At 60.4% G+C, this 24729-nt stretch carries 18 protein-coding genes; 6 read left to right on the top strand and 12 right to left on the bottom strand.

Annotated features, from left to right (window positions below):
- Positions 1-81: 81 nt before the first annotated feature.
- The 4 genes from QDY28_RS09035 (at position 82) to QDY28_RS09020 (ending at position 9400) form a co-directional block, all read left to right on the top strand.
- Positions 82-1245 carry an amidase gene (locus QDY28_RS09035; RefSeq protein WP_331381358.1) on the top strand — a complete coding sequence of 388 codons (1164 nt, stop codon included), beginning with the start codon at positions 82-84 and terminating at the stop codon, positions 1243-1245.
- Between the two features lie 426 nt (positions 1246-1671).
- Positions 1672-3180, top strand: coding sequence for an efflux RND transporter periplasmic adaptor subunit (locus QDY28_RS09030; RefSeq protein WP_331381357.1), 1509 nt, complete (start codon positions 1672-1674; stop codon positions 3178-3180).
- Entirely contained in the window at positions 3177-6296 is a 3120-nt protein-coding gene (locus QDY28_RS09025; RefSeq protein WP_331381356.1) for an efflux RND transporter permease subunit, read from the top strand. Before QDY28_RS09030 ends, QDY28_RS09025 begins: the two co-directional genes overlap by 4 nt.
- The gene (locus QDY28_RS09020) at positions 6293-9400 is read left to right on the top strand and encodes an efflux RND transporter permease subunit (RefSeq protein WP_331381355.1); all 3108 of its coding nucleotides are present in this window, start codon (positions 6293-6295) and stop codon (positions 9398-9400) included. Before QDY28_RS09025 ends, QDY28_RS09020 begins: the two co-directional genes overlap by 4 nt.
- Positions 9401-9416: 16 nt before the next feature.
- On the opposite strand, the gene QDY28_RS09015 is transcribed toward QDY28_RS09020, so the two are convergent.
- From QDY28_RS09015 to QDY28_RS08995, 5 genes are all read right to left on the bottom strand, one after another.
- Positions 9417-9842, bottom strand: coding sequence for a type II toxin-antitoxin system VapC family toxin (locus QDY28_RS09015; protein ID WP_331381354.1), 426 nt, complete (start codon positions 9840-9842; stop codon positions 9417-9419).
- Positions 9839-10084, bottom strand: a complete 246-nt coding sequence (locus tag QDY28_RS09010; protein WP_331381353.1) for a FitA-like ribbon-helix-helix domain-containing protein — start codon at positions 10082-10084, stop codon at positions 9839-9841. The genes QDY28_RS09015 and QDY28_RS09010 overlap by 4 nt, the downstream gene beginning before the upstream one ends.
- A gap of 83 nt (positions 10085-10167) precedes the next feature.
- On the bottom strand, positions 10168-11190 hold the full coding sequence (locus tag QDY28_RS09005; protein WP_331381352.1) for a zinc-binding alcohol dehydrogenase family protein: 1023 nt from the start codon (positions 11188-11190) through the stop codon (positions 10168-10170).
- Positions 11191-11229: 39 nt separating this feature from the next.
- A complete protein-coding gene (locus QDY28_RS09000) occupies positions 11230-14376 on the bottom strand; it encodes an efflux RND transporter permease subunit (RefSeq protein WP_331381351.1) in 3147 nt (1048 codons plus the stop codon).
- 8 nt (positions 14377-14384) lie between these two features.
- Complete coding sequence (locus tag QDY28_RS08995; protein WP_331381350.1) at positions 14385-15680, bottom strand: efflux RND transporter periplasmic adaptor subunit; 1296 nt, start codon at positions 15678-15680, stop codon at positions 14385-14387.
- Positions 15681-15778: 98 nt separating this feature from the next.
- Here QDY28_RS08995 and QDY28_RS08990 point away from each other — a divergent pair, with 98 nt between their 5' ends.
- On the top strand, positions 15779-16462 hold the full coding sequence (locus QDY28_RS08990) for a TetR/AcrR family transcriptional regulator (RefSeq protein ID WP_331381349.1): 684 nt from the start codon (positions 15779-15781) through the stop codon (positions 16460-16462).
- A gap of 232 nt (positions 16463-16694) precedes the next feature.
- On the opposite strand, the gene QDY28_RS08985 is transcribed toward QDY28_RS08990, so the two are convergent.
- The 7 genes from QDY28_RS08985 to QDY28_RS08955 form a co-directional block, all read right to left on the bottom strand.
- Positions 16695-16937: a hypothetical protein gene (locus tag QDY28_RS08985; RefSeq protein WP_104824725.1), complete on the bottom strand. Its 243-nt coding sequence runs from the start codon at positions 16935-16937 to the stop codon at positions 16695-16697.
- 131 nt (positions 16938-17068) lie between these two features.
- Positions 17069-17794 carry a TfuA-like protein gene (locus QDY28_RS08980; protein ID WP_331381348.1) on the bottom strand — a complete coding sequence of 242 codons (726 nt, stop codon included), beginning with the start codon at positions 17792-17794 and terminating at the stop codon, positions 17069-17071.
- A complete protein-coding gene (locus tag QDY28_RS08975) occupies positions 17791-18987 on the bottom strand; it encodes a YcaO-like family protein (RefSeq protein ID WP_442967499.1) in 1197 nt (398 codons plus the stop codon). Before QDY28_RS08975 ends, QDY28_RS08980 begins: the two co-directional genes overlap by 4 nt.
- An 83-nt stretch (positions 18988-19070) precedes the next feature.
- Positions 19071-19412: a hypothetical protein gene (locus QDY28_RS30980; RefSeq protein WP_442967495.1), complete on the bottom strand. Its 342-nt coding sequence runs from the start codon at positions 19410-19412 to the stop codon at positions 19071-19073.
- Positions 19413-19493: 81 nt separating this feature from the next.
- Positions 19494-21461 carry a DNA-binding protein gene (locus tag QDY28_RS08965; protein WP_331381347.1) on the bottom strand — a complete coding sequence of 656 codons (1968 nt, stop codon included), beginning with the start codon at positions 21459-21461 and terminating at the stop codon, positions 19494-19496.
- A 338-nt stretch (positions 21462-21799) separates the two neighbouring features.
- Positions 21800-22258, bottom strand: coding sequence for a helix-turn-helix domain-containing protein (locus QDY28_RS08960; protein WP_028751430.1), 459 nt, complete (start codon positions 22256-22258; stop codon positions 21800-21802).
- A 193-nt stretch (positions 22259-22451) separates the two neighbouring features.
- On the bottom strand, positions 22452-22760 hold the full coding sequence (locus tag QDY28_RS08955) for a hypothetical protein (protein WP_331381346.1): 309 nt from the start codon (positions 22758-22760) through the stop codon (positions 22452-22454).
- An 825-nt stretch (positions 22761-23585) separates the two neighbouring features.
- Here QDY28_RS08955 and QDY28_RS08950 point away from each other — a divergent pair.
- Positions 23586-24599, top strand: a complete 1014-nt coding sequence (locus QDY28_RS08950; RefSeq protein ID WP_331381345.1) for an ABC transporter substrate-binding protein — start codon at positions 23586-23588, stop codon at positions 24597-24599.
- The last annotated feature ends 130 nt before the right edge of the window (positions 24600-24729 follow it).

The raw sequence follows: 24729 nt of genomic DNA, 5'->3' as shown, positions 1-24729 counted from the left end.
TCATCTGAAGACAGCGCCGTCATTGCCCGCAGCGGTGGAATGCGGTTAGCCTGCTATTCCTATCTTCACGGAAAGGCACCCATGCCTCTGATCGATACCGCCAACGCCTTCATCGAGCTCTTTGCGCAACCGGTTCGCACTGGAGATAGCGGCTCGTTGGCCGGGCTGACCTTTGCCGCCAAGGACAATATCGATGTCGAAAGGCGGATCACCGGCAACGGCAATCCGGTCTGGCGGCGCGCGCATGGCCCGGCAACGGCGCATGCTCCTGTCGTCGCCCGGCTGCTGGCCGAGGGAGCGGTGCTTGCCGGCAAGACGCATATGGATGAGTTTGCCTATAGTCTGATGGGCACCAACGCGCATTACGGCACACCGCTGAACAGCGCTGCGCCCGATCGCGTGCCCGGCGGTTCCTCATCGGGCTCGGCTTCGGCCGTCGGTGCCGGCCTCGTGGACTTCGCGCTCGGGACGGATACGGGCGGTTCGGTGCGGCTGCCGGCCTCCTTCAACGGCATTTTCGGCATGCGGCCTAGTCACGGGGCGATCGATATGGCCGGGGTGGTGCCGCTCGGGCCGGGTTTCGATACGCTCGGCTGGTTTGCCCGCGATGCCGGAACATTGGTTCGGGTCGGCCGCGCACTCGGCCTGACCCGCAAGGCGGATTTTACGGTCGCCTGGCTGCCCTCGGACATCTGGACGGGCGTCGATCCGGGGCTTGCCGCCTTGCTGCGGCCAGCGGTGGAAAAGATTGCGGCGCGATTCGGCAAAACCGTTACCGATCCGCTGCCGATCGTCGGACCGGAAGAAAGGTCCGAGGTCTTTCGCTTCTGGCAGGGCTATGATGCATGGAAAGCGCTGGGCGGCTGGATCGCGGCGCATGATGCCGAACTCGGCCCGGATATCGCATCGCGTTTTGCCACCGCTCGATCCGTCAGCGATGAGACCTTTGCCAGGGTGGATGCGACACGCCGCGAGATTGCCGGAGCGATGGACAAAGCACTTGCCGAGGGCTTGGTGATGATCATTCCGACGGCGCCGGGCCCTGCGCCGCACAAGGATTCATCGCGAGAGATATTCGAAGCCTACCGCCAGCAGGCCCTCGGCCTCCTCTCGATCGCCGGCCACGCCAGCCTGCCGCAGATTTCCATGCCGGCCGAGAAGATGGATGGCGGACCGGTGGGGCTGTCGGTCATCGGCCGCCGCGGCAGTGATGGCGGCTTGCTGGAGCTGCTGGAAGGTTTGTGAGGCCTCTGCGATTACCCGGCAGATACCGCTTGATGCCTGATGGCTTCCCTGCCGGCAGCAGCCGTCGTCTCGCGTGCCAGTTTGCCGCCGCCTGGTCGCGCGGATCTGAGCGTCGCCAAATGTTATCCGTTACCTGCCCTTCACAATGAGGCATCTGCGACGAAGCTTTAGCGGAGACATCGCGCGCTCGAACCATAAGCCTTGCGCAGAGTTTGTAAGACAGCGAGGGCGCGCGCTGCGGCTTCCTCACTTGCAACCACAACCCTGGTTTTCGTCCAATGTAACAATTTGTTGCGCTAAGCCACACGAAAATGGACAAAATTTAATGGCCTTACCAAATTCCTTCGCGACGAGCTGCAAGTTAAAGTCGCGCCTATATCGCACCGGCAGACCATTGAAGCCGGAGCTGTGAAGGAAGGTGTGTTGATGGCTCGGACATTTCGGGTCCTGATGTCGGTAGCAGTGATTGGCGCGGTGGCTTATGGCGCCTATGTGACGCGTGATCGCTGGCTTGGCAGCGCCGAGCGCCTGCTCGGCTACCAGAGCGCGGCGGCTCCCGGCGAACAGGCTGAGGGCGGGCGCCGTGGCAATCAGGGCCAGGGTTTTGGCCAAGGCGGCGGTCGGCGGCGCGGCAGCCTTTCGCAATTCACCGGCCCGGTTCCGGTGCTGGCGGCAGATGCGAAATCCGCCGATGTGCCGGTTTATATCGACGGTGTCGGTTCGGTGAAGGCGCTGAATACCGTGACGGTGCGCGCCCAGGTCAGCGGCAAGATCGTCGAAATCGGTTTTGAGGAAGGCCAGGACATCAAGAAGGGCGATGTCATCGCCCGCATCGACGATGCCGTCTATAAGGCCCAGCTCGATCAGGCGATCGCCAAGAAGGCGCAGGACGAGGCATTGCTGGCCGGTGCGAAACGCGATCTCGAGCGTTTTCAACGCATGGTGCAGAGCGCTTCGGGCACGCAGCAGCAGGTCGATACCCAGACATCCCTTGTGGCGCAATATACGGCGCAGATCCAGTCTGACCAGGCAGCCATCGAAAGCGCACGGGCGACGCTCGACTATACGACGATCGAAGCGCCGATCGATGGGCGTACCGGCATCCGCAATGTCGATGTCGGCAATCTCGTCAGCTCGTCGGATGCGACGGGCATCGTGACGTTGTCGCAGATCAAGCCGATTTCCGTGCTGTTCTCCATTCCGCAGCAGCAGCTTGCACGCGTCAACGCGGCAAGCGCGACGGGTACACTGGCCGTCCAGGCGATCGCAAGCAATGGTCAAACCGTGATCGACAACGGCACGCTGGCGGTGGTCGACAATCAGGTCGATCCGACCACCGGCACGGTGAAGCTGAAAGCCAATTTCCCGAACGACAAGCTGGCGCTGTGGCCCGGCGCCTTCGTCAACGCGCGCCTGCTGGTCGAGACGCTGAAGGGCGTGACGGTCATTCCGACCGCGGCCGTGCAGCGCGGCCCGAACGGCACGTTTGTCTATATCGTCCGGCAGGATCAAACGGTTTCGATGAAGCCGGTAACGGTGCGCCAGCAGGACGATGTACAGGCTGTCATCGCCGAAGGCGTAGCCCCCGGCGACAAGGTGGTCACGACGGGCTTTGCGCGGCTGCAGGACGGTTCGAAAGTGCAGGTCTCCGCAGGTGCCGGCGCGGCCGCACCGGGTGCAACAACGCCCGAGGTCGATGGGCAGCCGGTTGCCGAAAACGCAGCCCAACCCAATCAGGCTCAAACCAGCGGCAATGCGGCCAGCGATGGCCAGCGGCCGCATCGCCAGCATAGCGGCCAGGGTGGCGGGAATGGTGGCCACCGCAGGCAGAATACGGATGGCGCGGGCGGCAATGACGCCAACCCCAACGCCAATAGCGGCGGGGGCGATGCCGCTTCCACCAATCCACCCGCTACGTCAACGCAACAGCAATGAACGTCTCGTCGCTCTTCATCTCCAGGCCGGTCGCCACCTCGCTTCTCGGGGTCGCGGTGCTGCTGGGCGGCATTCTCGGCTATCTCTTCCTCCCGGTGGCGCCGCTGCCGCAGGTGGATTTTCCGACCATCCGCGTGACGACGCAATTGCCGGGCGCCGATCCCGATACGATGGCGGCGCTGGTGACCGCGCCGCTGGAGCGGCCGCTCGGGCAGATACCATCGCTGGCGTCGATGACCTCTTCGAGCGCCTTCGGCATCAGCCAGATCACCCTGCAATTCGATCTCGGCCGCGATATTGACGGCGCGGCCCAGGACGTTCAGGCGGCGATCAATGCCGCCGGCTCGACATTGCCACGCACGCTGCCCTATCCGCCGACCTATTCGAAAGTGAACCCGGCCGATACGCCGATCGTCACACTGGCGTTGCGCTCCAACAGCTATTCGATCCGCGAACTCAGCGATTTCGCCGATACGATGATGGCGCAACGGCTGAGCGAAGTCTCAGGGGTTGGCGACGTCAACATCCAGGGCGGCGTCAAGCCGGCAATCCGCATCCAGGCCGACCTTCCGCGGCTTGCCTCCTATGGTCTGGCACTCGAGGATCTGCGCACGGCGATCACCAATGCCAGCGTTGCGGGCGCCAAGGGGGCGCTCGATGGCACGCAGCAGAGCTTCACGCTCGCCGCCAACGACCAGATCGTCGATCCCAATATCTACAAATCCGTCATCGTCGCCTATCGCAACAATGCGCCGGTCCAGTTGAAGGATGTCGCCACTGTCGTCGAAGGGCTGGAGAACAACCGCGTCGGCGCCTGGTATCAGGGTCAGCCCGCGGTCATTCTCGACATCATGCGCCAGCCGGGTGCCAATGTCATCCAGACGGTCGAAAGCGTGCTGAAGCAGCTTCCGCGGCTGAAGCAGGCGCTGCCAGCCGGGATTTCGCTCGACATCGTCAACGACCGCACCGAGACGATCCGGGCGTCTATCCATGATGTGCAATGGACGCTGGTTGTCAGTATCGGCCTGGTTATCCTGGTCGTTCTGTTGTTCCTGCGGACGGTGACGGCGACCTTCATCGCCGGCATTGCCTTGCCGCTATCGCTGATCGCGACCTTTGGCGTCATGTGGTTCGCGGGCTTCAGCCTCGACAATCTATCGCTGATGGCGCTCACCATCGGCACCGGCTTCGTCGTCGACGACGCCATCGTGATGATCGAGAACATCGCCCGCCATATCGAAGAGGGCGAGAAACCGATGCAGGCGGCGCTGAAGGGCGCTGGCGAGATTGGTTTCACGATCATCTCGCTGACCTTCTCGCTGATCGCCGTCTTCATTCCGCTGCTGTTCATGACGGGCATCGTCGGGCGCATGTTCCGCGAGTTCGCGCTGACGCTGACCATCGCCGTGGTGGTCTCGGCGGTGATTTCGCTGACTTTGACGCCCATGATGTGCGCCCGCATTCTGCGCAGACCGAAGGAGCATCGGCGCGGTTTGCTGGCCGGCGCCGATCACGCCATGGAACGGTTGATCGAAGGCTATCGCCGCAGCCTCGTCTGGGCGGTGGATCGCAGCGCGCTCATGCTGCTGATCACGGTGGTGACGCTTGCCGCGACGATCGCGCTTTATGTCATCGTCCCGAAAGGCTTTCTACCGGCGCAGGACACCGGGCTGATCACCGCCGTCGTCGAAACGGAACCCACCACCTCCTTCGAAGCGATGAAGCAGACGCAGGAAACGGTGGCCGAGCGGCTTCGTCGCGATCCGGACGTAAAAGGCGTTGTCTCGGTCATCGGCACCAGCGCCAGCAATCTGACGCTCAACACCGGCAATCTCAGCCTCATATTGAAGCCTAGGAGCGAGCGCGCGTCGTCGGCGGCCGAAATCATCGACCGCATGCGTGGTGAAATGGCCGATCTGCCGGGCATTCACGTGACCTTCCAGAGCGTGCGCGGCATCTCGATCAGCACGCGCGTCAGCCGCGCGCCCTATCAATATACGCTGACCGGTACGGACACGGCGACCGTGGTGGAGTGGGCGGAGAAACTGGCGCAGCGGCTGCAGCAGAGCCCGAAGCTGATCGACGTCGCCTCTGAGGTCGAGATGGGCGGCGGGCGCATCTTCGTCAATGTCGACCGCGAAACGGCCTCGCGATTGGGTGTCTCGATGCAGGCTGTCAGCGACACGCTGAACGATGCGTTCGGCCAGCGGCAGATCGCAACGATCTATGGTCAGGCCAATCAGTACCGCGTCATCCTCGAGGCCGCGCCGCAATATCAGTCGGACCCGAAATCGCTGGACAAGCTCTATGTCGCAGGCGCCAGTGATACGCAGGTGCCGCTCAATGCCTTTACGACGGCTTCGTTCATGACGGCGCCGTTGGTCATCAGCCATGACGAACAGTTCCCGGCCGTGACTCTCAGTTTCGATCTCGCCAACGGCGCGTCGCTCAGCGAGGCCGTTACCGAGATCCAGGCGGCGGAGCACGATATCGGCATGCCAAATACGATCCAGCGCAATTATTCCGGCGATGCCGAGGAGTTCGCTTCCTCGCTTGCGGGTGAGCCATGGCTGATCCTGGCGGCTGTCGTGACGATCTATATCGTCCTCGGCCTGCTCTATGAGAGCGCCGTGCATCCGGTGACGATCCTGTCGACCCTGCCGTCGGCGGGCGTCGGCGCGCTCCTGGCGCTGATGCTGTTCGGCCAGGATCTGTCGGTCATCGCGCTGATCGGCATCGTGCTGCTGATGGGTATCGTCAAGAAGAACGCGATCATGATGATCGACTTCGCGCTGGAGGCCGAACGCAAGGAGGGGCTGGCGCCGCGCGAGGCGATCCTGAAAGCCTCGATCCTGCGTTTCCGCCCGATCATGATGACGACGCTCGCCGCTCTCTTCGGCGCGCTGCCGTTGGCGTTGGCGCAGGGCACCGGCGCTGAGCTGCGCATCCCGCTCGGCATCACCATCATCGGCGGCCTGGTGCTTTCCCAGCTTCTGACGCTCTATACGACGCCGGTGATCTATCTCGCTTTCGAAAACCTGCGTGCTCGGATCGTCGGACGGCCGACCGGCGCGCCGGCTGCGGAACTGGACGAAGTTGCGGGTGGCAGGACATGAACCTCTCCGAGCCGTTCATCAAACGTCCTGTCGGGACGACGCTTCTGGCGATCGGGTTGATGATCCTCGGCATGGTGTCCTATCGTTTCCTGCCGGTGGCAAGCCTGCCGACCGTCGATCTGCCGACGATCGTCGTTTCCGCCAGCCGCCCAGGCGCCGACCCAGCCAGCATGGCGGCAAGCGTCGCAGCTCCTCTCGAACGGCATCTCGGCACCATCGCCGGCATCACGCAGTTGACCTCGGTCAGCTCGCTCGGATCGAGCAGCATCGTCGCGCAATTCGATCTGTCGCGCAGCGTCGACGGTGCGGCGCAGGACGTGCAGGCAGCGCTGAATGCGGCCGCGACCGATCTGCCCGGCGATCTGCCAACCTTGCCGTCGTTCCGAAAGATCAACCCGGCGGCGGCGCCCGTGCTGATCCTGGCGCTGACATCGGACAATGTGTCGCCGAGTGCCATCTATGACGCAGCCGATACCGTGGTGGTGCAGCGCATCTCGCAGGTGGACGGCGTCGGCGGCGTCACCGTCAGCGGCGCCGACCAGCCGGCCGTGCGCGTCAGGCTCGATCCCGACAGGCTCTCCGCGATGGGCCTGTCGCTCGACAGCATCCGCACGGCAATCGTCAATGCCAATGTGCTCGGTCCCATCGGCTCGATCGATGGCAACAGCGCCGCCTTTTCGATTTCCATGAATGGGCAACTGCGGACGCCGGAGGATTACGGCCGGATCATCGTGCAAAGCGGCGACGGCACCGCCGTTCGCCTTTCCGATGTCGCCACGGTCGAGCCCGGCGTGCGCAACAGCCGCTCGGATGCCTGGTATGACGGCAAGCCGGCCGTGCTACTCAACATCACCAAGGAAGCGGACGCCAACGTCATTGCCACGGTCGATGGCGTCAAGGCGCTGATCCCCGAATTGCAGAGCCTCATACCGGCCGGTGTCCGCATCGCGATTCTCTCGGACCGCACCACGACGATCCATGCCAGCGTTACCGACATGCAATGGACGCTGCTGGCCACCATCTGCCTGGTCATGGCCGTGGTCTTCGTCTTCCTGCGGCGGGCGACGACGACCTTCGCAGCCGGGGTCACCGTACCATTGTCGCTCTGCGGCACCTTTGCCGCCATGTGGCTTTTTGGGCTGTCGATCGACAATCTGTCGCTGATGGCGCTCGCCGTGTCCGTCGGCTTCGTTGTCGACGACGCCATCGTGATGATCGAGAACATCTATGCCAATCTCGAAACCGGCATGAAGCCGATGCGGGCCGCACTCGAAGGCGCAAAGCAGATCGGCTTCACCGTCGTTTCGATTAGCCTCTCATTGCTTGCCGCCTTCATTCCCCTGTTCTTCATGGGCGGCATCGTCGGCCGTTTCTTCCAGACTTTCTCGCTGACGCTCGGCTTCACCATCGTCTTCTCGACCCTGGTTTCCTTGACGCTGACGCCGATGATCTGCGGCCATCGGCTGCGGGCGCGCGACATGGAGGCGCGACCGGGCTTGTTCGGCCGGATCGTCGAAGGAACGCTCAGCGCAATCACCAGTTTCTACGGCCGGACACTGAAGGCGGTGCTGCATCATCGCGTGCTTTCCGTCCTCGTCATCCTCGCTTGCGTCGTCATGTCCGTCTATCTCTATATCAAAGTGCCGAAGGGCTTCATCCCGCAGGATGATACCGGCTTCATCCAGGGGGGCACGCAGGCGGCGACGGATATTTCCTATCCCGCCATGGTCAAGCTACAGCAGCAGGCGGCCAATATGGTGGCCAAAGATCCCGCCGTCTCCGGTGTCGGTTCGTCCGTCGGCGGTGGCGGTTTTACCAGTTCGGTCAATCGCGGGCAATTGTTCATCTCGCTGAAACCGGCATCGGAGCGCGTCTCGACGGCCGAGGTGATCGACCGGCTGCGCAAGCAACTGATGGCCATTCCCGGTCTCAGTACATTCCTGTTTTCGCCGGGCGATATCCGTGCCGGCGGCCGCCAATCGCAGTCGCAATATCAGTTCACGCTCTGGGGTGCGAATTACGACGAGCTGGTGGATTGGGCGCCGAAAGTGCTCGCACGTATGCAAACGCTGCCGGGGCTGACCGATGTCGCCACCGACCGGCAGCCGAACGGCTTGCAGGCGACGGTCAATATCAATCGCGGCGAAGCCTCGCGACTCGGCGTCAGCATCCAGTCGATCGATGCAGCGCTCAACAATGCCTTCGCGCAGCGGCAGGTGTCGACCATCTATACGCAGCGCAATCAATATCGCGTCGTGCTGGAGGCCGATCCCAGCTATGCCCGCGATCCCAATGATATCTCCAAGCTTTATGTGCCGGCATCAGGCGGCATCCAGGTTCCGCTGAGTGCCGTGGCCTCGGTCGACCGGACGCTCGCACCGCTGGTGGTCAATCACCAGGGGCAATACCCGTCCGTGACCATCTCCTACAATCTGGCGCTCAATACGACGCTCGAAGCTGCAAACGATGCCATTCAACAAGCGGTGCTGCAAATGCATCTGCCGGATACGCTGCATGCGGATTTTGCCGGCGACGCGGCCAGTATCACGCAATCTACGAGCAGCCAGCCTTTGTTGCTTTTGGCGGCACTGCTGACGGTCTATATCGTGCTTGGGATTCTCTACGAGAGCCTGGCGCATCCGCTGACGATCATCTCGACGCTGCCATCGGCCGGTCTCGGCGCGCTGCTGGCGCTGGTCATCAGCGGCACGGAACTGACGATCATCGCCTTCATCGGCATTATCCTTCTGATCGGCATCGTCAAGAAGAACGGCATCATGATGGTGGATTTCGCGCTGCAGGGCGAACGCAAGCTCGGCCTGCCATCGGAAGAGGCGATCTATGAAGCCTGCCTGAAACGCTTCCGTCCGATCCTGATGACAACGCTCGCCGCTCTGATGGGCGCCATCCCGCTGATCATCGCCACCGGCCCCGGCGCAGAACTCCGCCGCCCCCTCGGCATTACCATCGTCGGCGGCCTGATCGTCTCGCAGGTGCTGACGCTTTATACGACGCCGATCATCTACCTGATGCTGGCCAAGCTGCACAGCAGGTGGTCGACGAAGGAGCAAGTGGAGGCGCCGATATCCTCGACATCGGTGTGAGTGCGTAATGGGCGGATCAGTCGCGATGGTCCCATGGATTGACGATTGCAATTCCGGTGTCCAGAAAATCCGACGCGTTGCGTGTCGCCAGCGCTGCGCCGCGGGATGCCGCGATTGCTGCGATCTGAGCATCGAACTGGCTGATTGGCTTGCCGACCTGACGTCGCGATGTTGCAATCACGGAGTAAACGTCCGCTGCTTCGCTGTCGAACGGTAGAATTCTTCCGGCAAAATCCTCTTCGAATATTGGGAGAATGGCAGCCTCCAATTGGCTGCGGCGTCGGCCGGCGGGCAAGAGCCTGAGGCCGTAGAGGATTTCCGCTTGTGTCGTTGCCGTCGTAAAGACGGATAGGGGAGGCTGGGAGGCGAGCCACGCTTCAACGGCTGGCGATGGCGATGGCGCCAGTAGTTCGGAAAGGACATTGGTGTCGAGAATGATCATGGATCAAGGTCGATCGGTCGCATCGGTTCACGTGGCGCGATCTCCAATACGACGCCACCGGTGGCAGCCATACGACGTCGGATTGTCTCCGCCAAATTAGGCTGTCGCTTTTCCTCGGTCGACAATGCGGCCCGCAAGATGTCCCGTGCCTCATCTTCCATCGATCGCCCATGTGCAGCCGCGCGAACACGCAGTCGCGCCTTCAGGTGATCATCGATATTGCGAATCGTCATACTCGCCAAAAGACTTCTCCAGTCATCAACGATTGCATATTAATCATTGATGGCAGAGTTTTCAAACGGGAGTTCGCCCTCGACAAGATACTCTAGGCGCCGCGCTCGATCACGATCTTCAGCGCATTGCGGTGGCTGTCCCAATAGGGCAGCGCTTTTTCGGCTTCTTCAAAAGGAAAGATCTTCGAGATCAGCGCGTCCGCTTTGTCGCCGATCTCCTCGAGATGGCTGATGACGTTTTGAAAATCGCGAATCAAGGCGTTGCGGGAACCCATGATGTCGAGTTCCTTCAGGTTGAAGAACTGCGTCTGGTAGGTGACTGGCGCCTTGGAATAGCCGACATAAACGACACGACCGCCGAAGCAGGCGAGATCGATGGCCTGGGTGAAGGTGGCGGGCAGGCCGACGGCCTCGAAAGCGACATCCACGCCGTCATCGCCCGTCAGTTCGCTGACTCTCGCGACGACATCCTCACTGCCGGCATCGATCGCTTCGATGGCGCCGAATTGCCGGGCGAGCGCGCGCTTTTCCTCGCTGAGATCGACGGCGATGACCTCGGCGCCGCGGGCGACGGCGGCGATCAGGACTCCCATGCCGATCATGCCGCAACCAAGGACGACGACGCGGTCGCCTTTCGCGACCCGGCCACGTTCGACTGCATGAAAGCCGACCGATAGCGGCTCGACCAGGGCGAGATGGTGCGGCGGCAGTGTATCGTTGAGGATCAGCTTTTCAGCCGGCAGCACGATCTCTTCGGCCAGGCCGCCATCCTGTTGCACGCCGAGCGTCTTGTTATAGCGGCAGGCGTTGAGCCGGCCCTTCCGGCAGGAGGTGCACTCGCCGCAATTGGTATAGGGCATGACGATGACGCGGCGGCCGGGCGCATAGGCGCGATCGACACCGGAGCCGACGGCGAGAATTTCGCCGCCGATTTCATGGCCGGGAATACGCGGCAGCTTCACCAGCGGGTTGAGGCCCTTGAAAGTGTTGAGATCGCTGCCGCAAAGCCCGATGTGGCGGATGCCAACGCGGACCTGACAGGCGGCAAGCGGCGCCTCCGCAACATCGTGAAAGCGCGTCACGTTTTCCGCCTCTATCATCAAAGCCCTGATCACCGCATTCTCCTCCCTTAAACTGCCTTCAGGTGGCGCTTCTCAATGCGCCGTGTCCGGGGTTGGCTCCGATGCCGTGGCACTGGTCGGCCGTTTCCCGCCCTTGAAGATGCGACGCACGGAGACGAAGAGCAAGGGGATGAAGAAGATGCCGAGCACGGTCGCTGAAATCATGCCGCCCATGACACCGATGCCGATCGAGTTCTGGCTGCCGGAGCCCGCGCCGTTGGCGATTGCCAGCGGCATGACGCCGAGGATGAAGGCGAGCGAGGTCATCAGGATCGGTCGAAGACGCTGACGGGCCGCCTCCAACGTCGCCGGGATCAGATCCTTGCCGTTTGCCTGTTGCTCGATCGCGAATTCGACGATCAGGATGGCGTTTTTGGCCGCCAGACCGATCGTCGTCAGCAGGCCGACCTTGAAATAGACGTCGTTCGACTGACCGAAAATGGTGGCGGCGAGAAGGGCGCCGAAGATGCCGATCGGCACCGACAGCATGACGGCGAGCGGGATCGACCAGCTTTCATAGAGCGCCGCTAGCGCCAGGAAGACCACCAGGATGGAGATGGCATAGAGTTGGGTCGCCTGATTGCCGGAAAGCTTTTCCTGGGCCGAGAGGCTGGTCCATTCGTGCCTGAAGCCCGGCGGCAGGCTCGCCATGATCTGGTCGATCTGGTTCATGGCGTCGCCGGACGAGACACCCGGGGCGGCGGCACCCTGGATTTCGACGGCGGACGAGCCGTTATAGCGTTCGAGACGCGGCGAGCCGTAGGTCCATTCACCCTTGGAGAAGGCGGAGAACGGCACCATGGCGCCATCGGAATTGCGCACATACCAGCGGCCGAAATCCTCCGGCTGCATGCGGAACTTCTTATCCGCCTGGACATAGACCTTCTTGACGCGACCGCGGTCGATGAAGTCGTTGACATAGGTGCCGCCCCAGGCGGTCGACAGCGTCGTGTCGATGTCGGAGAGCGTGATGTTCAGCGCGCTCGCCTTTTCCTGATCGATATTCAGAGAATATTGCGGCGTGTCTTCCTGGCCATTCGGGCGGGTGCCGAAGAGCTTCTTGTTCTGCGCTGCAGCGCCGAGCAACTGGTTGCGGGCGGCGATCAGCGCGGCGTGGCCTGCGCCGTTGATATCCTTGATGAAGAAATCGAAGCCGCTGGAACTGCCGAAGCCGGGAATGGCGGGCGGCGCCAATGCGAAAACGCTGCCATCCTTGATCTTCGAGAAGGCGCCCATGGCGCGGCCCGCGATCGCTTGCGCCTTCGACTGTGGCGTCTTGCGCAGATCAAAATCCTTCAACCTGACGAAAACGATGCCGACATTCTGGCCCTGACCGCTGAAACCGAAACCGGCAACCGCGAATGCGCCTTCGACATAGTCTTTCTCGTTATTGAGATAATAATCCTTCACCTGGTTAAGCACGGACCAGGTGCGGGATTCCGTAGCGCCCGGCGGAAGCTGAATCGCGGTCAAAAGAATGCCCTGGTCCTCATCCGGCAGGAACGAGCTCGGCAGGCGGTTGAATAGATAGCCGACGGCGCCGCCGATCAACACGAACAACAGCAGGAAGACGGCCGCGCGGCGGATCATGCCGTGGATGCCGCTTTGGTAGCGAAGCGTAGCGCGCTCGAAATTGCGGTTGAACCAGCCGAAGACGCCGCGCTGCTTGGAGCCGTGTTCTGGCCTCTTGAGAATGGTGGCGCAGAGCGCCGGCGTGAGGATCAGCGCGACGATAACAGACAGGATCATCGCCGAGACGATCGTCACCGAGAACTGGCGGTAGATAACGCCGACAGAGCCGGAGAAGAAGGCCATCGGGATGAACACGGCAGAAAGAACCGTCGCAATGCCGATCAGCGCGCCGGTGATTTCTTGCATCGATTTGATCGTCGCCTCGCGCGGTGAAAGCCCTTCTTCCTCCATCACGCGCTCGACATTTTCGACAACGACGATCGCATCGTCGACAAGGAGGCCGATCGCCAGCACCATGCCGAACATCGTCAATGTATTGATCGAATAGCCAAACAGCGACAGCACGCCGAAGGTGCCGAGCAGCACGACGGGTACGGCGAGCGTCGGGATCAGGGTGGCGCGGATGTTCTGCAGGAAGACGAACATGACGATGAAGACGAGCACGATAGCTTCGAACAGCGTCTTGACCACATCTTCGATCGACAGTTTGACGAAGGGCGTCGTGTCGTAGGGATAGACGATTTCGACATTCGGCGGCAGGGTCTGCCTTAAGCTGTCGATGGTCGATCTCACCGCCTCGGCGGTGTTGATGGCATTGGCACCGGAGGCGAGCATGACGGCGAGACCGGCCGAAGGATGGCCGTTATAGGTGCTCGACGTGGTATAGCTTTCCGCTCCGAGTTCGACCGTCGCGACATCGTTGAGGCGGACGAGCGAGCCATCGGACTGGCTCTTCAGGATGATGTTGTTGAACTGCTCGGGTGTCTGCAGGCGGCTCTTGGCCGTGACCGTCGCGTTGAGCTGCTGGCCTTTGCGCTGCGGCAATGCACCGAGCTGGCCGGCCGAGACCTGCGAATTCTGCGCCTGAATCGCGTTGGTGACGTCGCTGACCATCAACTGGTATTTGGCGAGCTTGTCCGGATCGACCCAGATGCGCATCGCATAGCCTGAGCCGAAAATCTGGGTGTTGCCGACGCCTTCGATGCGCTTCAACGTATCATTCAGCGTGCTCGACACATAGTCGGCAAGGTCGTTCGAATTCAGTTTGCCGTCCGTGGATACGAAGCCCACGACCATCAGGAAGTTCGATGTCGACTTGGAAACGGTGATACCCGTCGACTGCACCGTTTGCGGCAATTGCGCGGTGACGAGCTGCAGCTTGTTCTGCACCTGCATCTGCGCGACGTCGGAATCGGCCTTGTTGGTGAAGGTCAGCGAGATGGATGCCTGGCCCGTCGAGGTCGAGGTCGACGTCATGTAGTCGAGATTGTCGATCCCGGTCATGCCCTGCTCGATGACCTTGGTCACCGAATTCTCGACGGTTGCGGCATCGGCGCCGGGATAGGTGGCGTTGATGCTCACCGTCGTCGGTGCGATCTGCGGATATTGCGAGATCGACAACGTCAGGATCGACAGCGCCCCCGCCAGCATGATGACGATGGCGATGACCCAGGCAAAAATCGGCCTGTCGATGAAAAAACGCGACATCGCTCACCTCACTTCTGGGCGCCAGGGGCGGCCTGGGTATCGGTCTTTTCCAGCTTGGCCTGTTCAGCCGGATCTCCGGCGACCTGCTTCACTTCGCCGGTCGCGTCGTCGATCGTGACGGCGGCGACATTGACGTCCTGGCCGTCCCGGATGCGCTGGCTGCCCTCCACGACCAGACGGTCGCCATCCTGCATGCCTTCGTTCACCAGCCAGCTATTGCCGATGCTTCGCTGCACTTTCAGCACGCGCTGCTGCACCTTGTTGTCGGCGGTCACGAACATAGCCGTCGGTTCGCCCTTGGTGTTGCGGAAGACGGCGCGCTGCGGCAGGAGATAGCTGTTTTCGGCGACCCCTTCCTCGATGCTGGCGCGAACATACATGCCGGGCAGCAACACGCGATCCGGATTGGGGAAGACGGCGCGCACGGTGATCGTCCCGACGGTCTCGGCAACCGAGGCTTCCGCAAATTCGAGCTTGCCGGTCTCCTTGTAGTCGGTACCGTCTTCCAGCGTCAGGTGAACCGAGACGTTTTCGCCGTTGGTCTTCAGCCGGCCTTCCTCGACGGCGCGGCGGAATTCGAGCAGGTTGGTGCTTGACTGCGTGACGTCGACATTCATCGGATCGAGTTGGCGGATCGTGGTGAGCGCCGTCGTCTGGTCGGCGGTGACGAGCGCCCCGACGGTCACCGTCGAGGCATCGACGCGGCCGCCGATCGGCGCGCGCAGTTTCGTGTAATCGAGATTGATGCGTGCGGTCTCCAGCGCGGCCTTGGCGGAGGCGACATCGGCCTGCGCCTGGACGAGGGCGGCCTGCGCAGTGTCGTAGTCCTGCTGGCTGACGGCGTTCTGGGCGCTCAAGCCCTTGTAACGGTCCATCTTGGCCTGTGCGCTCGGCACGGCGCCTTCTGCCTTCTGCAGAGCGGCGGCGGCGCTGTCATAGGCAGCCTGATAGGTGGCGGGGTCGATTTCGTAGAGCACGTCGCCCGCCTTGACTTCGCTGCCTTCCTTGAAATTGCGGCTGCGAATGATGCCGCCCACCTGCGGCCTGACTTCGGCAATAAGATAGGCGCTGGTGCGGCCCGGCAGCTCGGCGGTGATCGCAACCGATTGCGGATGCAGCGTCACGGCGCTGACCTCGGTCTTGACGGCCGGCGCATTGTTTTGAGCAGCCTTCTGCTCGTTGCAGCCGGCGAGCAGCAATGTAGCAGCGATGCCCACCGCGATCAGGGAGATCCGTGTGGCTGGGAGGCGTTCGGATGCCGCCGGACGTACGAATACACGGGTAGAAGAGGCGAGCTTTCCCACGTTGCTATTTCCCATTGTCTTAATTACAGTACCAATTAGTACGGAAAATATTGGCATTGCTATAAATGTCAATCTCATTTGGCTTTTTTGAGGTTAAGATGGAAGCGCGGACAGAGGCGAGAAGAAGGGACGCAGATCAAGTTGCCGCTCGTCGCCCGCGCGGCCGTCCGAAGACGGCGAGTGACGATGCAAAGCGGGCGGAGATCGTTGCGGAGGCCCGCGCGACATTTCATGAGCTCGGCTATGGCGGCACGACCATGGACCTCGTCGCGGCGCGATGCAGGATCTCCAAGCAGACCCTCTATCGCTTGTTTTCGAGCAAAACCGAGCTTTTCATGGCGATTATCGCCGAGCATCGCGCCTCGATGCTGGCCCTGCCACGCGATCCCGAGGAAGATCTGCCGCTCGATAAGGCGCTGGAACAGATTTTCATGATCGATATCGATGAGGCGGCGGAGCGGGAGCGGGAGGCCTTCATTCACTTTGCCGTGAACGAAGCGCAGCAGTTCCCCGAAATGGCGTCACTGTTGCGCACGCACGGCGCCGAACAGTCGCGGCAAATGCTGGCCGATTGGCTCGGCCTGCAGCAGAAACGCGGTCTGATCGAAATTGACGATGCCATTAGCGGTGCGCGCATGCTGATGAACATGATCTTCGGCGCGATGATCTCGCATCCCGGCAAGCTGAACGACTGGCCCGACCGCGAAACCCGTCTGCGGCACTTACGTCAATGCATCGCAATTTTCGTGGCGGGTGTGCAGCCGCATCGGAAGCTGCGGTAGAATTGGGTCGTGATAGCAGCCATGCTCGTTTCGAGATCACGCTCTAGCCAAAAGAGCAATGCCGGCATGGCTCCGAAGAACCATACCGGCATCTTTCTCCGGCCCCCCGCCAGAAATCCGAGAAACTGTGCTTCGAGCAATTCCAGGAAAGTGTGCAACGGCTTTCCGTCCGGAATTGCGTAAAGAGTCAGAACAGAGCGATTCAGCGATTTCCGTGAAGCGCTCAGCCGCTCTAATGTGCAACAGCCCTATTCACTTTGTCTACACCTTCTTCGAAAAGCGGCATCTGCAGTCCGTTTGCATACATTTCCTGCAATACGGCACCGAGTGCAAGATCAAGGCACCAGACCGGGAATTCGGCATTCATGCTCTTGGCGCTCTGGCGCGCATAGGTGATCAACCGTGCGATAGACGCCAGTTCTTTCAGTGAATCCGAATCGTGGTGTGCCATTTCGATAGGAAGTATTGCTGTCATTTCACGCCCCTTTGACCCAGTTCCTGGAGAACTAGATACTCATCGCCAGGAACATGAGCAGACGTTAACCCAAGTCGCACGTCTTGGCGCGTGACATACAGCGTGACACGAGGTGAGATTGCACACGGTTTTTACGGTGCAATTTCAAGGCGGTGGAAGGCGAAGCGCCATAAACTGTTGGCCTTGAAGGTCCAATCGCGCGGCGGTTGCTGCCGTTCGTCCGGGCAGTCGGAAATCACACGCAGCAATTCCAGGCCATCGATGCGCTTCTGGTTGACCGCATTGGCGCGCAGCAGATCGAAAATTACTGGCCGGCGCGCCGGATCCGGAAGGTCAGCGGTTTGCGCCAGGGAGCGATAGGTCAGCGATTTGAAGAACATGGTTTCGGCGCGCGTCTGCAGTGCCGCCTGTTCGGCTTTGCTGATCGCTCCGGTTTCAGCCAAGGCGCGCAACGTTGCCTGCACGTTGACCAGCGGTTCGCTGAGCGGAAGGTGTCCGAGCTCGGCCGGGCCATGGATCTGCGCCACGGCGGAGTCGTCTGCAACCGCACCGGAGGCATAGGCCTCAAAAATGCGGCCGATGCCGACCATGCCAAAAGCGGCGCATTCGGCAGCGCGCAGCGCGCCCATGCTCGCGGCGCCATAGACGCGGACGCCCTTCGACAGGGCAAAGAGGATTTCCTTGTGCCACACGGGCGCGACATTTTCGAAAAGCCCGTCGATCAGGCCGATGACGTTGGCTCCCTCTTCCATGGCGCCGACGATATCGCCCTGCTTTGCCGGCGGGCGCAGGGTGATAGCGGGATCGACGATCTCGGCGGCATCGGGAAGCGTGGGGCCGACGAATAGGATCTTCATAGCAGTTGCAACGTTTTCGAGATGGCGCGGTAGCCAAAGCGGCGCTTGCGGTCCCCAGCCGGATTTTCCAGTTGCGGCACGATAAGCTTGGCGACCGCAAAGGGAAGCGACGGGTCGGCAAGGGAAACGGCAATAGCGGACGTGATGCCTGCCTGGCGAAGTCGGTCGATAGTCAGGTGCACGAGCGCCTCGGCGCCGTGCGGTAGGGTTTCATGCGGTTTGACAGTAGTTTTCGGAACCGCGTAGAAGCAACGGCGGATGCTATTCGGCAATTCGCGGGTGAAATTCTCGGGACGGATATCGTCGCGCGCGCCGCTGATGAAGGTCAGGCGCGACTGCGCCGCTTCCGTTACTGCACGGATCGCCGCCCTTAGCGGCGATGGATGCGCACCGCTGCCAATAGTCACATCGAGATAGCGGACATGTCGCGCCTCTGCGATTTCTTCGGGACCGAGGAGAGCCACGATCACAGGTATGCCGATATTGCTGGTGATGTCGAAGAGCCGCAACGTCAGCCCGGCAGCGGTGAACTTCGCGATCAATTCGTCCAATACCGGATCGGCGAACGATGCGGGATCGACACAGGCGCCCATGCGCAGCTTCGGCTCGGAAATATCCCAGAGGACTTCGGCGTCGCGTTCGATGCGTTCGAGCAAGCCGTGCAGGATGGCTTCGGCCAATATATTTCCAGAGGCGAGGCCATCGGAGGATTGCCAGAAGCGCGGATTTCGAACGGTGCGGTCGAGCGTCACCGCGTCGAAGGGAATCCAGGCTTTTCTGCCGGCAAGAACATCATAACCTTCGGTCCAGGCAGTGTCCTCGTCATCGGCGATATCGGCCTGTTCCTTAGCAATCAGCGAGGGCAGAGGATCGGCGCAATGTCCATCGGCGATCAATTTTCGGCGGCTGGTGATTATGGTTTTGACGGCGGGCACGCCGGCAACGGTCCGCTCCAATGCCTCCATAGCCGCAGAGACCTTGGCATCGAGATCGGTGATACCCTTACCATTGTTGATGACGATCGAGTGCGCGTTTGGACTGACCGCCTGCCAGACGGGAATGCCGACCTTGTCGAGCCCCGTTAGGCGCCCAAGGCGAGTGACGCCGTGGGCGGCAAGACAAGGCTCGATCCGCCGAAACGTTTCCTCGGCAGAACAGGCACGGTCTGAATACGGCGATGAGACAGCGACGATCCGCTCCCTGTCGGAGTTTCCGTTGAGGAATTCCGACAGGGATGCCGCTGTCAACGATGCGTTTGTCAGCACTGTGGCGTCAGTTATCGCTTGGCAGGATCGTCATCCATCCTACCGCTTGCGGGACCTTCGTCCATTCTGCCACCTGCGGGACTTTCATCCATCCTTCCGCTTGCAGGACTTTCGTCCATCCTGCCGCTCGCAGCAGTGTCATCCATTCTACCGGAGCCGGCGCTGGCGATACTGCCGACGAGAACGGCAAGGTTGACGCCTTTAGTAATTGTTGCCCCTGAATTGCGCAGTTGATCCGCTACGCCAAGGTCACTACCCGCAGGTACATTGAGCGGGGATACAGTTCCCGCGCTGAGATCAGCGAGGTAAAGTTGAGTGTCGCCAGGAATACCGAAAACTATGAAATTTCCCATTTTTAATTTCTTTCCCCATTTGTGCATGGTCCCGAGAGCAAGATCGAATTTCTGGAAGCCATGCGCTGTTTCGATGTGACGTTATCTAAATCCTGCCCGCTTAAGTCCTTCCCTATACAGGTCCTTCTGCCATTGCTCCCGAAAGGGAACGATCGAGAGCCATGTATCGATTTCAAAATCCGGATAAGTTTCCTTGACCCTGCGCGCCAATGTCTTGGCCTTACGTATGTCGCCGGCCATGGCTGCGCTGGCCGCGGCAAGCCGTGCTGCCTGGGCGGGTTCGGCCATCCGAGCGATATAGGCATTGGCTTCGTCGTAACGCTCCAAGCAATAGTTGGCCCCGGCGGCAGTCCAAAAATAGAGATCTGGGCTCAGCGGGTTGAGCTTGATAGCGCGCTCAACCTTTTCCAGCGCTTCGGCTGGTCTCGAAGCATGCATCAGCGTGTCTGCATAATCCGCAATAACATCGGCATAGTGCGGGCTGATAGTTTCCGCGAGTTTGAAGGTTTCGATACTTTCATCGAAAGCCCCTTGGTAGAGCTTGACAACCCCGAATTGATGGTAGCCGCCCACGATATCCTGGCCGGTCGCAATTGCCTTGCCGGCCTCTTCCTCGGCAAGCTTCAACAGCCTTGCGTCGCCCTGCGCCGTCACGAGCCATTCGAGGTGATAGGTGCGGGCCACGCCGCTCAGCGCAGGCGAGAAATAAGGGTTTTCCTTCAGAGCTGCTTGGAAGGCCTTGCGGGCCCGACGGATGTCCGGCAAATCAAGATGCTTCAGGTGGCGCTGGCCGAGTAGATATTGGTGATAGGCTTCCGGGTTACGCTCGAAGTAATCGCGGGAAAATTCGTTGCGCTCGATATAGCCTGCGACCGATGCTACGACGCGTTGGCCGATTTCGCGATGCTGGTGCGGCAGATCCTGGGCCTCCATGCTGAAGCGCTCGGCCCAGATGACTTCGTCACTACCGGCATAAATTAACTGCGCGAAAAGCCGGTAAACGCTGCCGTCGAAGCTGAGCCTGGTGTCCAGCACATAATTGATGCCGTATTTGTCCAGCATTGCCGCGCGATCGAAGTGGAGCGCAATCTTTTCCGCGGTGTAGTGCGCCACCATAGTCACTGTCTTCAGCACGCAGAGGCCGACGGTGATATCTTCGAGCAGCGCTGATGAGAGAAAGATCGCCGCTTGGTGGTTACTGGCCGTGTTCACCGGCGGCAGCAGCGCGAGCTTGGGCGGCCCGCGGCGCTCGGGCGGAACGATTTCCACCTGTGGACCTGGCACCTCTCGAAGCTGCGGTGCGACGCTGCGCTGGCGTTCGAACAAGCGCCGCGCAACGCTGAGGGTCTGAGGGTCGGGGTCGGCGGGCAATTCGCCCCAGCGATATTTTCTGCGGCTCTCGAAAATGTGGCGAGCGCTTTCAAGCTGGGGTTCGCCGGCATAGGTCTCTCCCAGTATCTGGTAGATCGTCTCGTCTTCGGGATGAGCCTCGAAGAGCCGCAGCGCCGCCTCCTTGATGACGGTGGGATCGGCATCTTTGCTCATGGCCGCAATGGCATCGCGCAGCGTCGTGAGCATCTGTGTCTTGATGCGATCCCGCTGTGCGTGCAGCCACATGCGGGCCTGACCACCGATGACTTCGGTGCGGGCGAGAAAATCCCAGCGGCCGAGTTGCAACAATTCTTCCAGCGCGGTGTGGGGATCGGTTTGCGAACCCGCGTTCAGCAGCGCAAGATCGCTGGTGAAGGCTTGGACATTGACGCTGACGGTCGCCTGCTCGATCACGAGCAGCGCTATTCCGAGTTCGTCCTGCCGGTTTTTGACCCGCGACAAGGTCTGCCGCAGATTGGCGAGCGCCTTATCTAAGGGAATGTCGCCCCAAAGAAATTCCGCAAGCTCCGCACGGGTCTTTTTCTGCGCGGGGCTCGTCAGCAGAAAGCAGATCGACAGTAGGCCTTTTTCGGGAAAAGGCACCGTCGAGCCTGTTCCGTCCACGAGACGCAGGTCTCCGAATGTCAGCAGCCTGAAATCCATACATCCCCACTGCATTTAGCAGCGTCCGGTATCGCAAACCGCGCTTTCCGGTATCGCTTGCGATCACCAACATCATGTGTGATCACAGGTGTCATCTACGATTTGTGAATTTCACACTACGATGACTGCTATCCCATCGCAATCGCTGGAACATCCTTGTTTCGGATGAATCGCATGAAAGCGGGAGAAATGCCCCAAATTCAAAATTTGGAGCCATCCGTGTGCGTTCGAATAACGCGCCGCGGTCAACCGCATTCTGCGATTGCGGATACCGCGATCGTCGATGTGGGAGCAATCTGCCGTTCGGTCGTGATCCGCGCCTCACCCATTTTTCATAGGGCGAGGCATGGAGATCAGTTTCTAAGGCCGAAAGGAACTTCAGCCGCAGGCGGTGCATGCATCGCTGCGGGCTCGGAGGCGTTGGCCAGCGACTTGATGAGCATCAGCACGGATTGGCGGACGCTGGGATCGTTGATCTTCATGAAGGCCTTGTTGAGGCTGAGACCTTCCTTGGACGTCAGAAAATCGGACAGATCTTCCAGGCCACTGATCGCGCCCAGCCCTTCCGTCGTCAGCGGCTGCGAATTGTCCTGCTGAAAGAAGAAAGCGACAGGGACAGCCAGAACCCCTGCGATCGCCTGCAATCGGCTGGCGCCGATGCGATTGGTGCCTTTTTCGTATTTTTGCACCTGCTGAAAGGTAACGCCAATCTGTTCGGCGAGCCGTTCCTGGCTCATGCCGAGCATGAGCCGGCGCATGCGCACGCGTGAGCCCACATAGGCGTCAATCGGGTTTGGTACTTTTGCACTCACTGCGCAGTCTCCTCATTCGAACGGGGGCACCCCAGCGGGCGCCACCTTACAGATGCCTGGGGAGGAGGCAAGAACACGTCCCCAATCTGCCCGTTCAGTGTGTATTAAATATCGATAATTTTCAACCAAAAGTCCTGACGCAGAGCTTTTCTTCGAACGTCGGAAAGATAAACGGCAGAAAAGAAGCTTCGCGTCAATGTGGATTAAAGACTGAGGACGATCTGCAATTGTACAGGCGGCACATCGGATTATCCTTGGTGGGTACGCTTGCGGGCGCAGCATAATGGCCGGTTCCGCACTGCCCATCGCTGGCTACGTAGCGGTCATAGAGCACCACATTGCCGCTCCTCGAAGGATAACGCAGCAGCACTGCGTGCTCCCGCGAAATTATCTGCTGCACCGATGCGCAGGTTTGGCCGAGTGAATCATAGCGCGAGATCGCCAAAGCCGGATCGGCGAGAATGGTTGCAAATGGAAGCAGAGCGGCTGCCATTGTTTTCATGGATCGTTCCCCCAATCGTCATAACTGACGTTAAACGGAAGCTCTATTTTCTACCGGCGCGGCAGCCGGCTTAGCACACGCCATCTCCTATCGGTGAGCTTAATATAGAGGCCGCTGGGCGTCGCATTTTCCTCCACCGAACTTTCCTTACTTCACGTGGCGTTAGTCTTTTCAAGTATGTGTATAGGGAAATTACCCATTCACGGGTTGAGTCGAGCGAGGCTAATAGTAAAAATTTTTTGCTCGAAAGTTTATTTTCCGGGGAGGGGCTCTTTTATATTTCTCATTATAAAATCAACGCTCTAGCGTATTACGCAAGCGTCAAATCCACTCACGGTTGAGCGACAGAACCAAAATTGGTCGGAATCGCGTCTTGACCCTGTTATATTAGATGGTCTTAATGCCCATCGTCCGGTCGTGCCCGCGCCCGGACAAGTTGCTGGAGTCTTAGGCCCGCTGCACCAAGAACAGCGGGTCCTTTTTCCGCTTTCATTTTTGATTTTTGCGGGGCCCGCCATGCCAACACAGCAGGGGGGTCAGCGAGCCCCGGCCGTCCAAGCACGGCGGCACGACGATCCACCAGAACTCCGCTGACGTCCACAAACTCCTGCTTTAATTGCCGATGATGCAACTCGCACAAGCATTGTAAATCGCCGGTACTCGCAAATATTTGCATTGGGAACTCGGAACGCTTTTCGAGCTCAGAAAGTCGCCCGCGTCCTTTCAGCTCACTGAAAGGTTGTTCGTGCATGCCTGTCCCGCTTCGGGAGGAAGCATATGCCGGGTGGCGATCAAGCGCCCGGCATCCTATTGGAGGAGATATTTATGCGTTCGTCAGGCATGTTCCTTTATTCTGCGGCTCTTTCCTTCGTTGTCGCCGGCAGCTCGCTCGGTGTCACGGCGGCTCACGCCGCCGACAAGATTTCCATCATGGTGGGCGGTTATGAAAACCAGATCTATCTGCCGGCCAAGCTTGCGGAATCTCTCGGTTACTTCAAGGACGAAGGTCTTGATATTGAACTGCTGAACGAGCCTGCGGGCGTCGACGCGGAAAACGAAATGCTTGCCGGCGCGGTCCAGGGCGTTGTCGGTTTTTATGATCACTGCATCGATCTGCAGGGCAAGGGTAAATTCGTCGAATCCGTCGTACAGTTCAGCCAGGCCCCCGGCGAAGTGGAACTGGTGTCAGCCAAGCATCCGGAGATCAAGTCGCCTGCCGATTTCAAGGGCAAAAGCCTCGGCGTTACCGGCCTCGGTTCCTCCACCAACTTCCTGACCCAATATTTGGCGGTCAAAAGCGGTTTGAAGCTTGGTGAATTCACCTCCGTTCCGGTCGGAGCCGGCCAGACCTTCATCGCCGCCATGCAGCAGGACGCCATTCAGGCCGGCATGACCACCGAGCCGACGGTCTCGCGCCTCCTGAAGACCGGCGAGGCCAAGGTCCTCATCGACATGCGCACGATGGACGGAACAAGGGCCGCTCTGGGCGGAACCTATCCTGCCGCGTCTCTTTACATGCAGGAGTCGTGGGTCACGGATCACAAAGAGGAAGTGCAGAAGCTTGCGAACGCCTTCGTCAAGACGCTGCACTTCATCAATACCCATTCCGCCGCCGAGATCGCAGACAAGATGCCGAAAGACTTTTATGTCGGCGACAAGGAGGGCTACGTGAAGGCGCTCGAAAACGGCAAGGCAATGTTTACGGCCGACGGCGTGATGCCGGAAGATGGGCCGAAGACCGTCCTCGCCGTGCTCTCCGAATTCTCCAAGAATGTTCAGGGCAAGTCGATCGACCTGTCGAAGACCTATACGACGGAGTTCGTCAAGAACGCCAAGTAAGAGCCCCATCGTGCCGCTTCCGGCAAACGCCGGCGGCGGCCATTGTCTCGGATTTTCCGTCTCTCGATCCCGCCTGCGCTGGCGGCGGTGAGAAAAAAATGCACCGCCGTCCGGCGAAATTTCCGCTGAA

The sequence above is a fragment of the Rhizobium sp. BR 362 genome (assembly GCF_036528765.1).
In the GTDB taxonomy this organism is placed as follows: Bacteria; Pseudomonadota; Alphaproteobacteria; order Rhizobiales; family Rhizobiaceae; genus Rhizobium.
The sequence above is the reverse complement of the archived record's forward strand: the minus strand, read 5'-3'. Positions and strand labels throughout refer to the sequence as shown.

What these genes read in the sequence shown, in the direction of transcription:
- QDY28_RS09035 (WP_331381358.1), top strand. Translation starts at nt 82, where the DNA reads ATGCCTCTGATCGATACCGCCAACGCCTTCATCGAGCTCTTTGCGCAA.
- QDY28_RS09030 (WP_331381357.1), top strand. Translation starts at nt 1,672, where the DNA reads ATGGCTCGGACATTTCGGGTCCTGATGTCGGTAGCAGTGATTGGCGCG.
- QDY28_RS09025 (WP_331381356.1), top strand. Translation starts at nt 3,177, where the DNA reads ATGAACGTCTCGTCGCTCTTCATCTCCAGGCCGGTCGCCACCTCGCTT.
- QDY28_RS09020 (WP_331381355.1), top strand. Translation starts at nt 6,293, where the DNA reads ATGAACCTCTCCGAGCCGTTCATCAAACGTCCTGTCGGGACGACGCTT.
- QDY28_RS09015 (WP_331381354.1), bottom strand. Translation starts at nt 9,842, where the DNA reads ATGATCATTCTCGACACCAATGTCCTTTCCGAACTACTGGCGCCATCG.
- QDY28_RS09000 (WP_331381351.1), bottom strand. Translation starts at nt 14,376, where the DNA reads ATGTCGCGTTTTTTCATCGACAGGCCGATTTTTGCCTGGGTCATCGCC.
- QDY28_RS08990 (WP_331381349.1), top strand. Translation starts at nt 15,779, where the DNA reads ATGGAAGCGCGGACAGAGGCGAGAAGAAGGGACGCAGATCAAGTTGCC.
- QDY28_RS08985 (WP_104824725.1), bottom strand. Translation starts at nt 16,937, where the DNA reads ATGACAGCAATACTTCCTATCGAAATGGCACACCACGATTCGGATTCA.
- QDY28_RS08980 (WP_331381348.1), bottom strand. Translation starts at nt 17,794, where the DNA reads ATGAAGATCCTATTCGTCGGCCCCACGCTTCCCGATGCCGCCGAGATC.
- QDY28_RS30980 (WP_442967495.1), bottom strand. Translation starts at nt 19,412, where the DNA reads ATGGGAAATTTCATAGTTTTCGGTATTCCTGGCGACACTCAACTTTAC.
- QDY28_RS08965 (WP_331381347.1), bottom strand. Translation starts at nt 21,461, where the DNA reads ATGCAGTGGGGATGTATGGATTTCAGGCTGCTGACATTCGGAGACCTG.
- QDY28_RS08955 (WP_331381346.1), bottom strand. Translation starts at nt 22,760, where the DNA reads ATGAAAACAATGGCAGCCGCTCTGCTTCCATTTGCAACCATTCTCGCC.
- QDY28_RS08950 (WP_331381345.1), top strand. Translation starts at nt 23,586, where the DNA reads ATGCGTTCGTCAGGCATGTTCCTTTATTCTGCGGCTCTTTCCTTCGTT.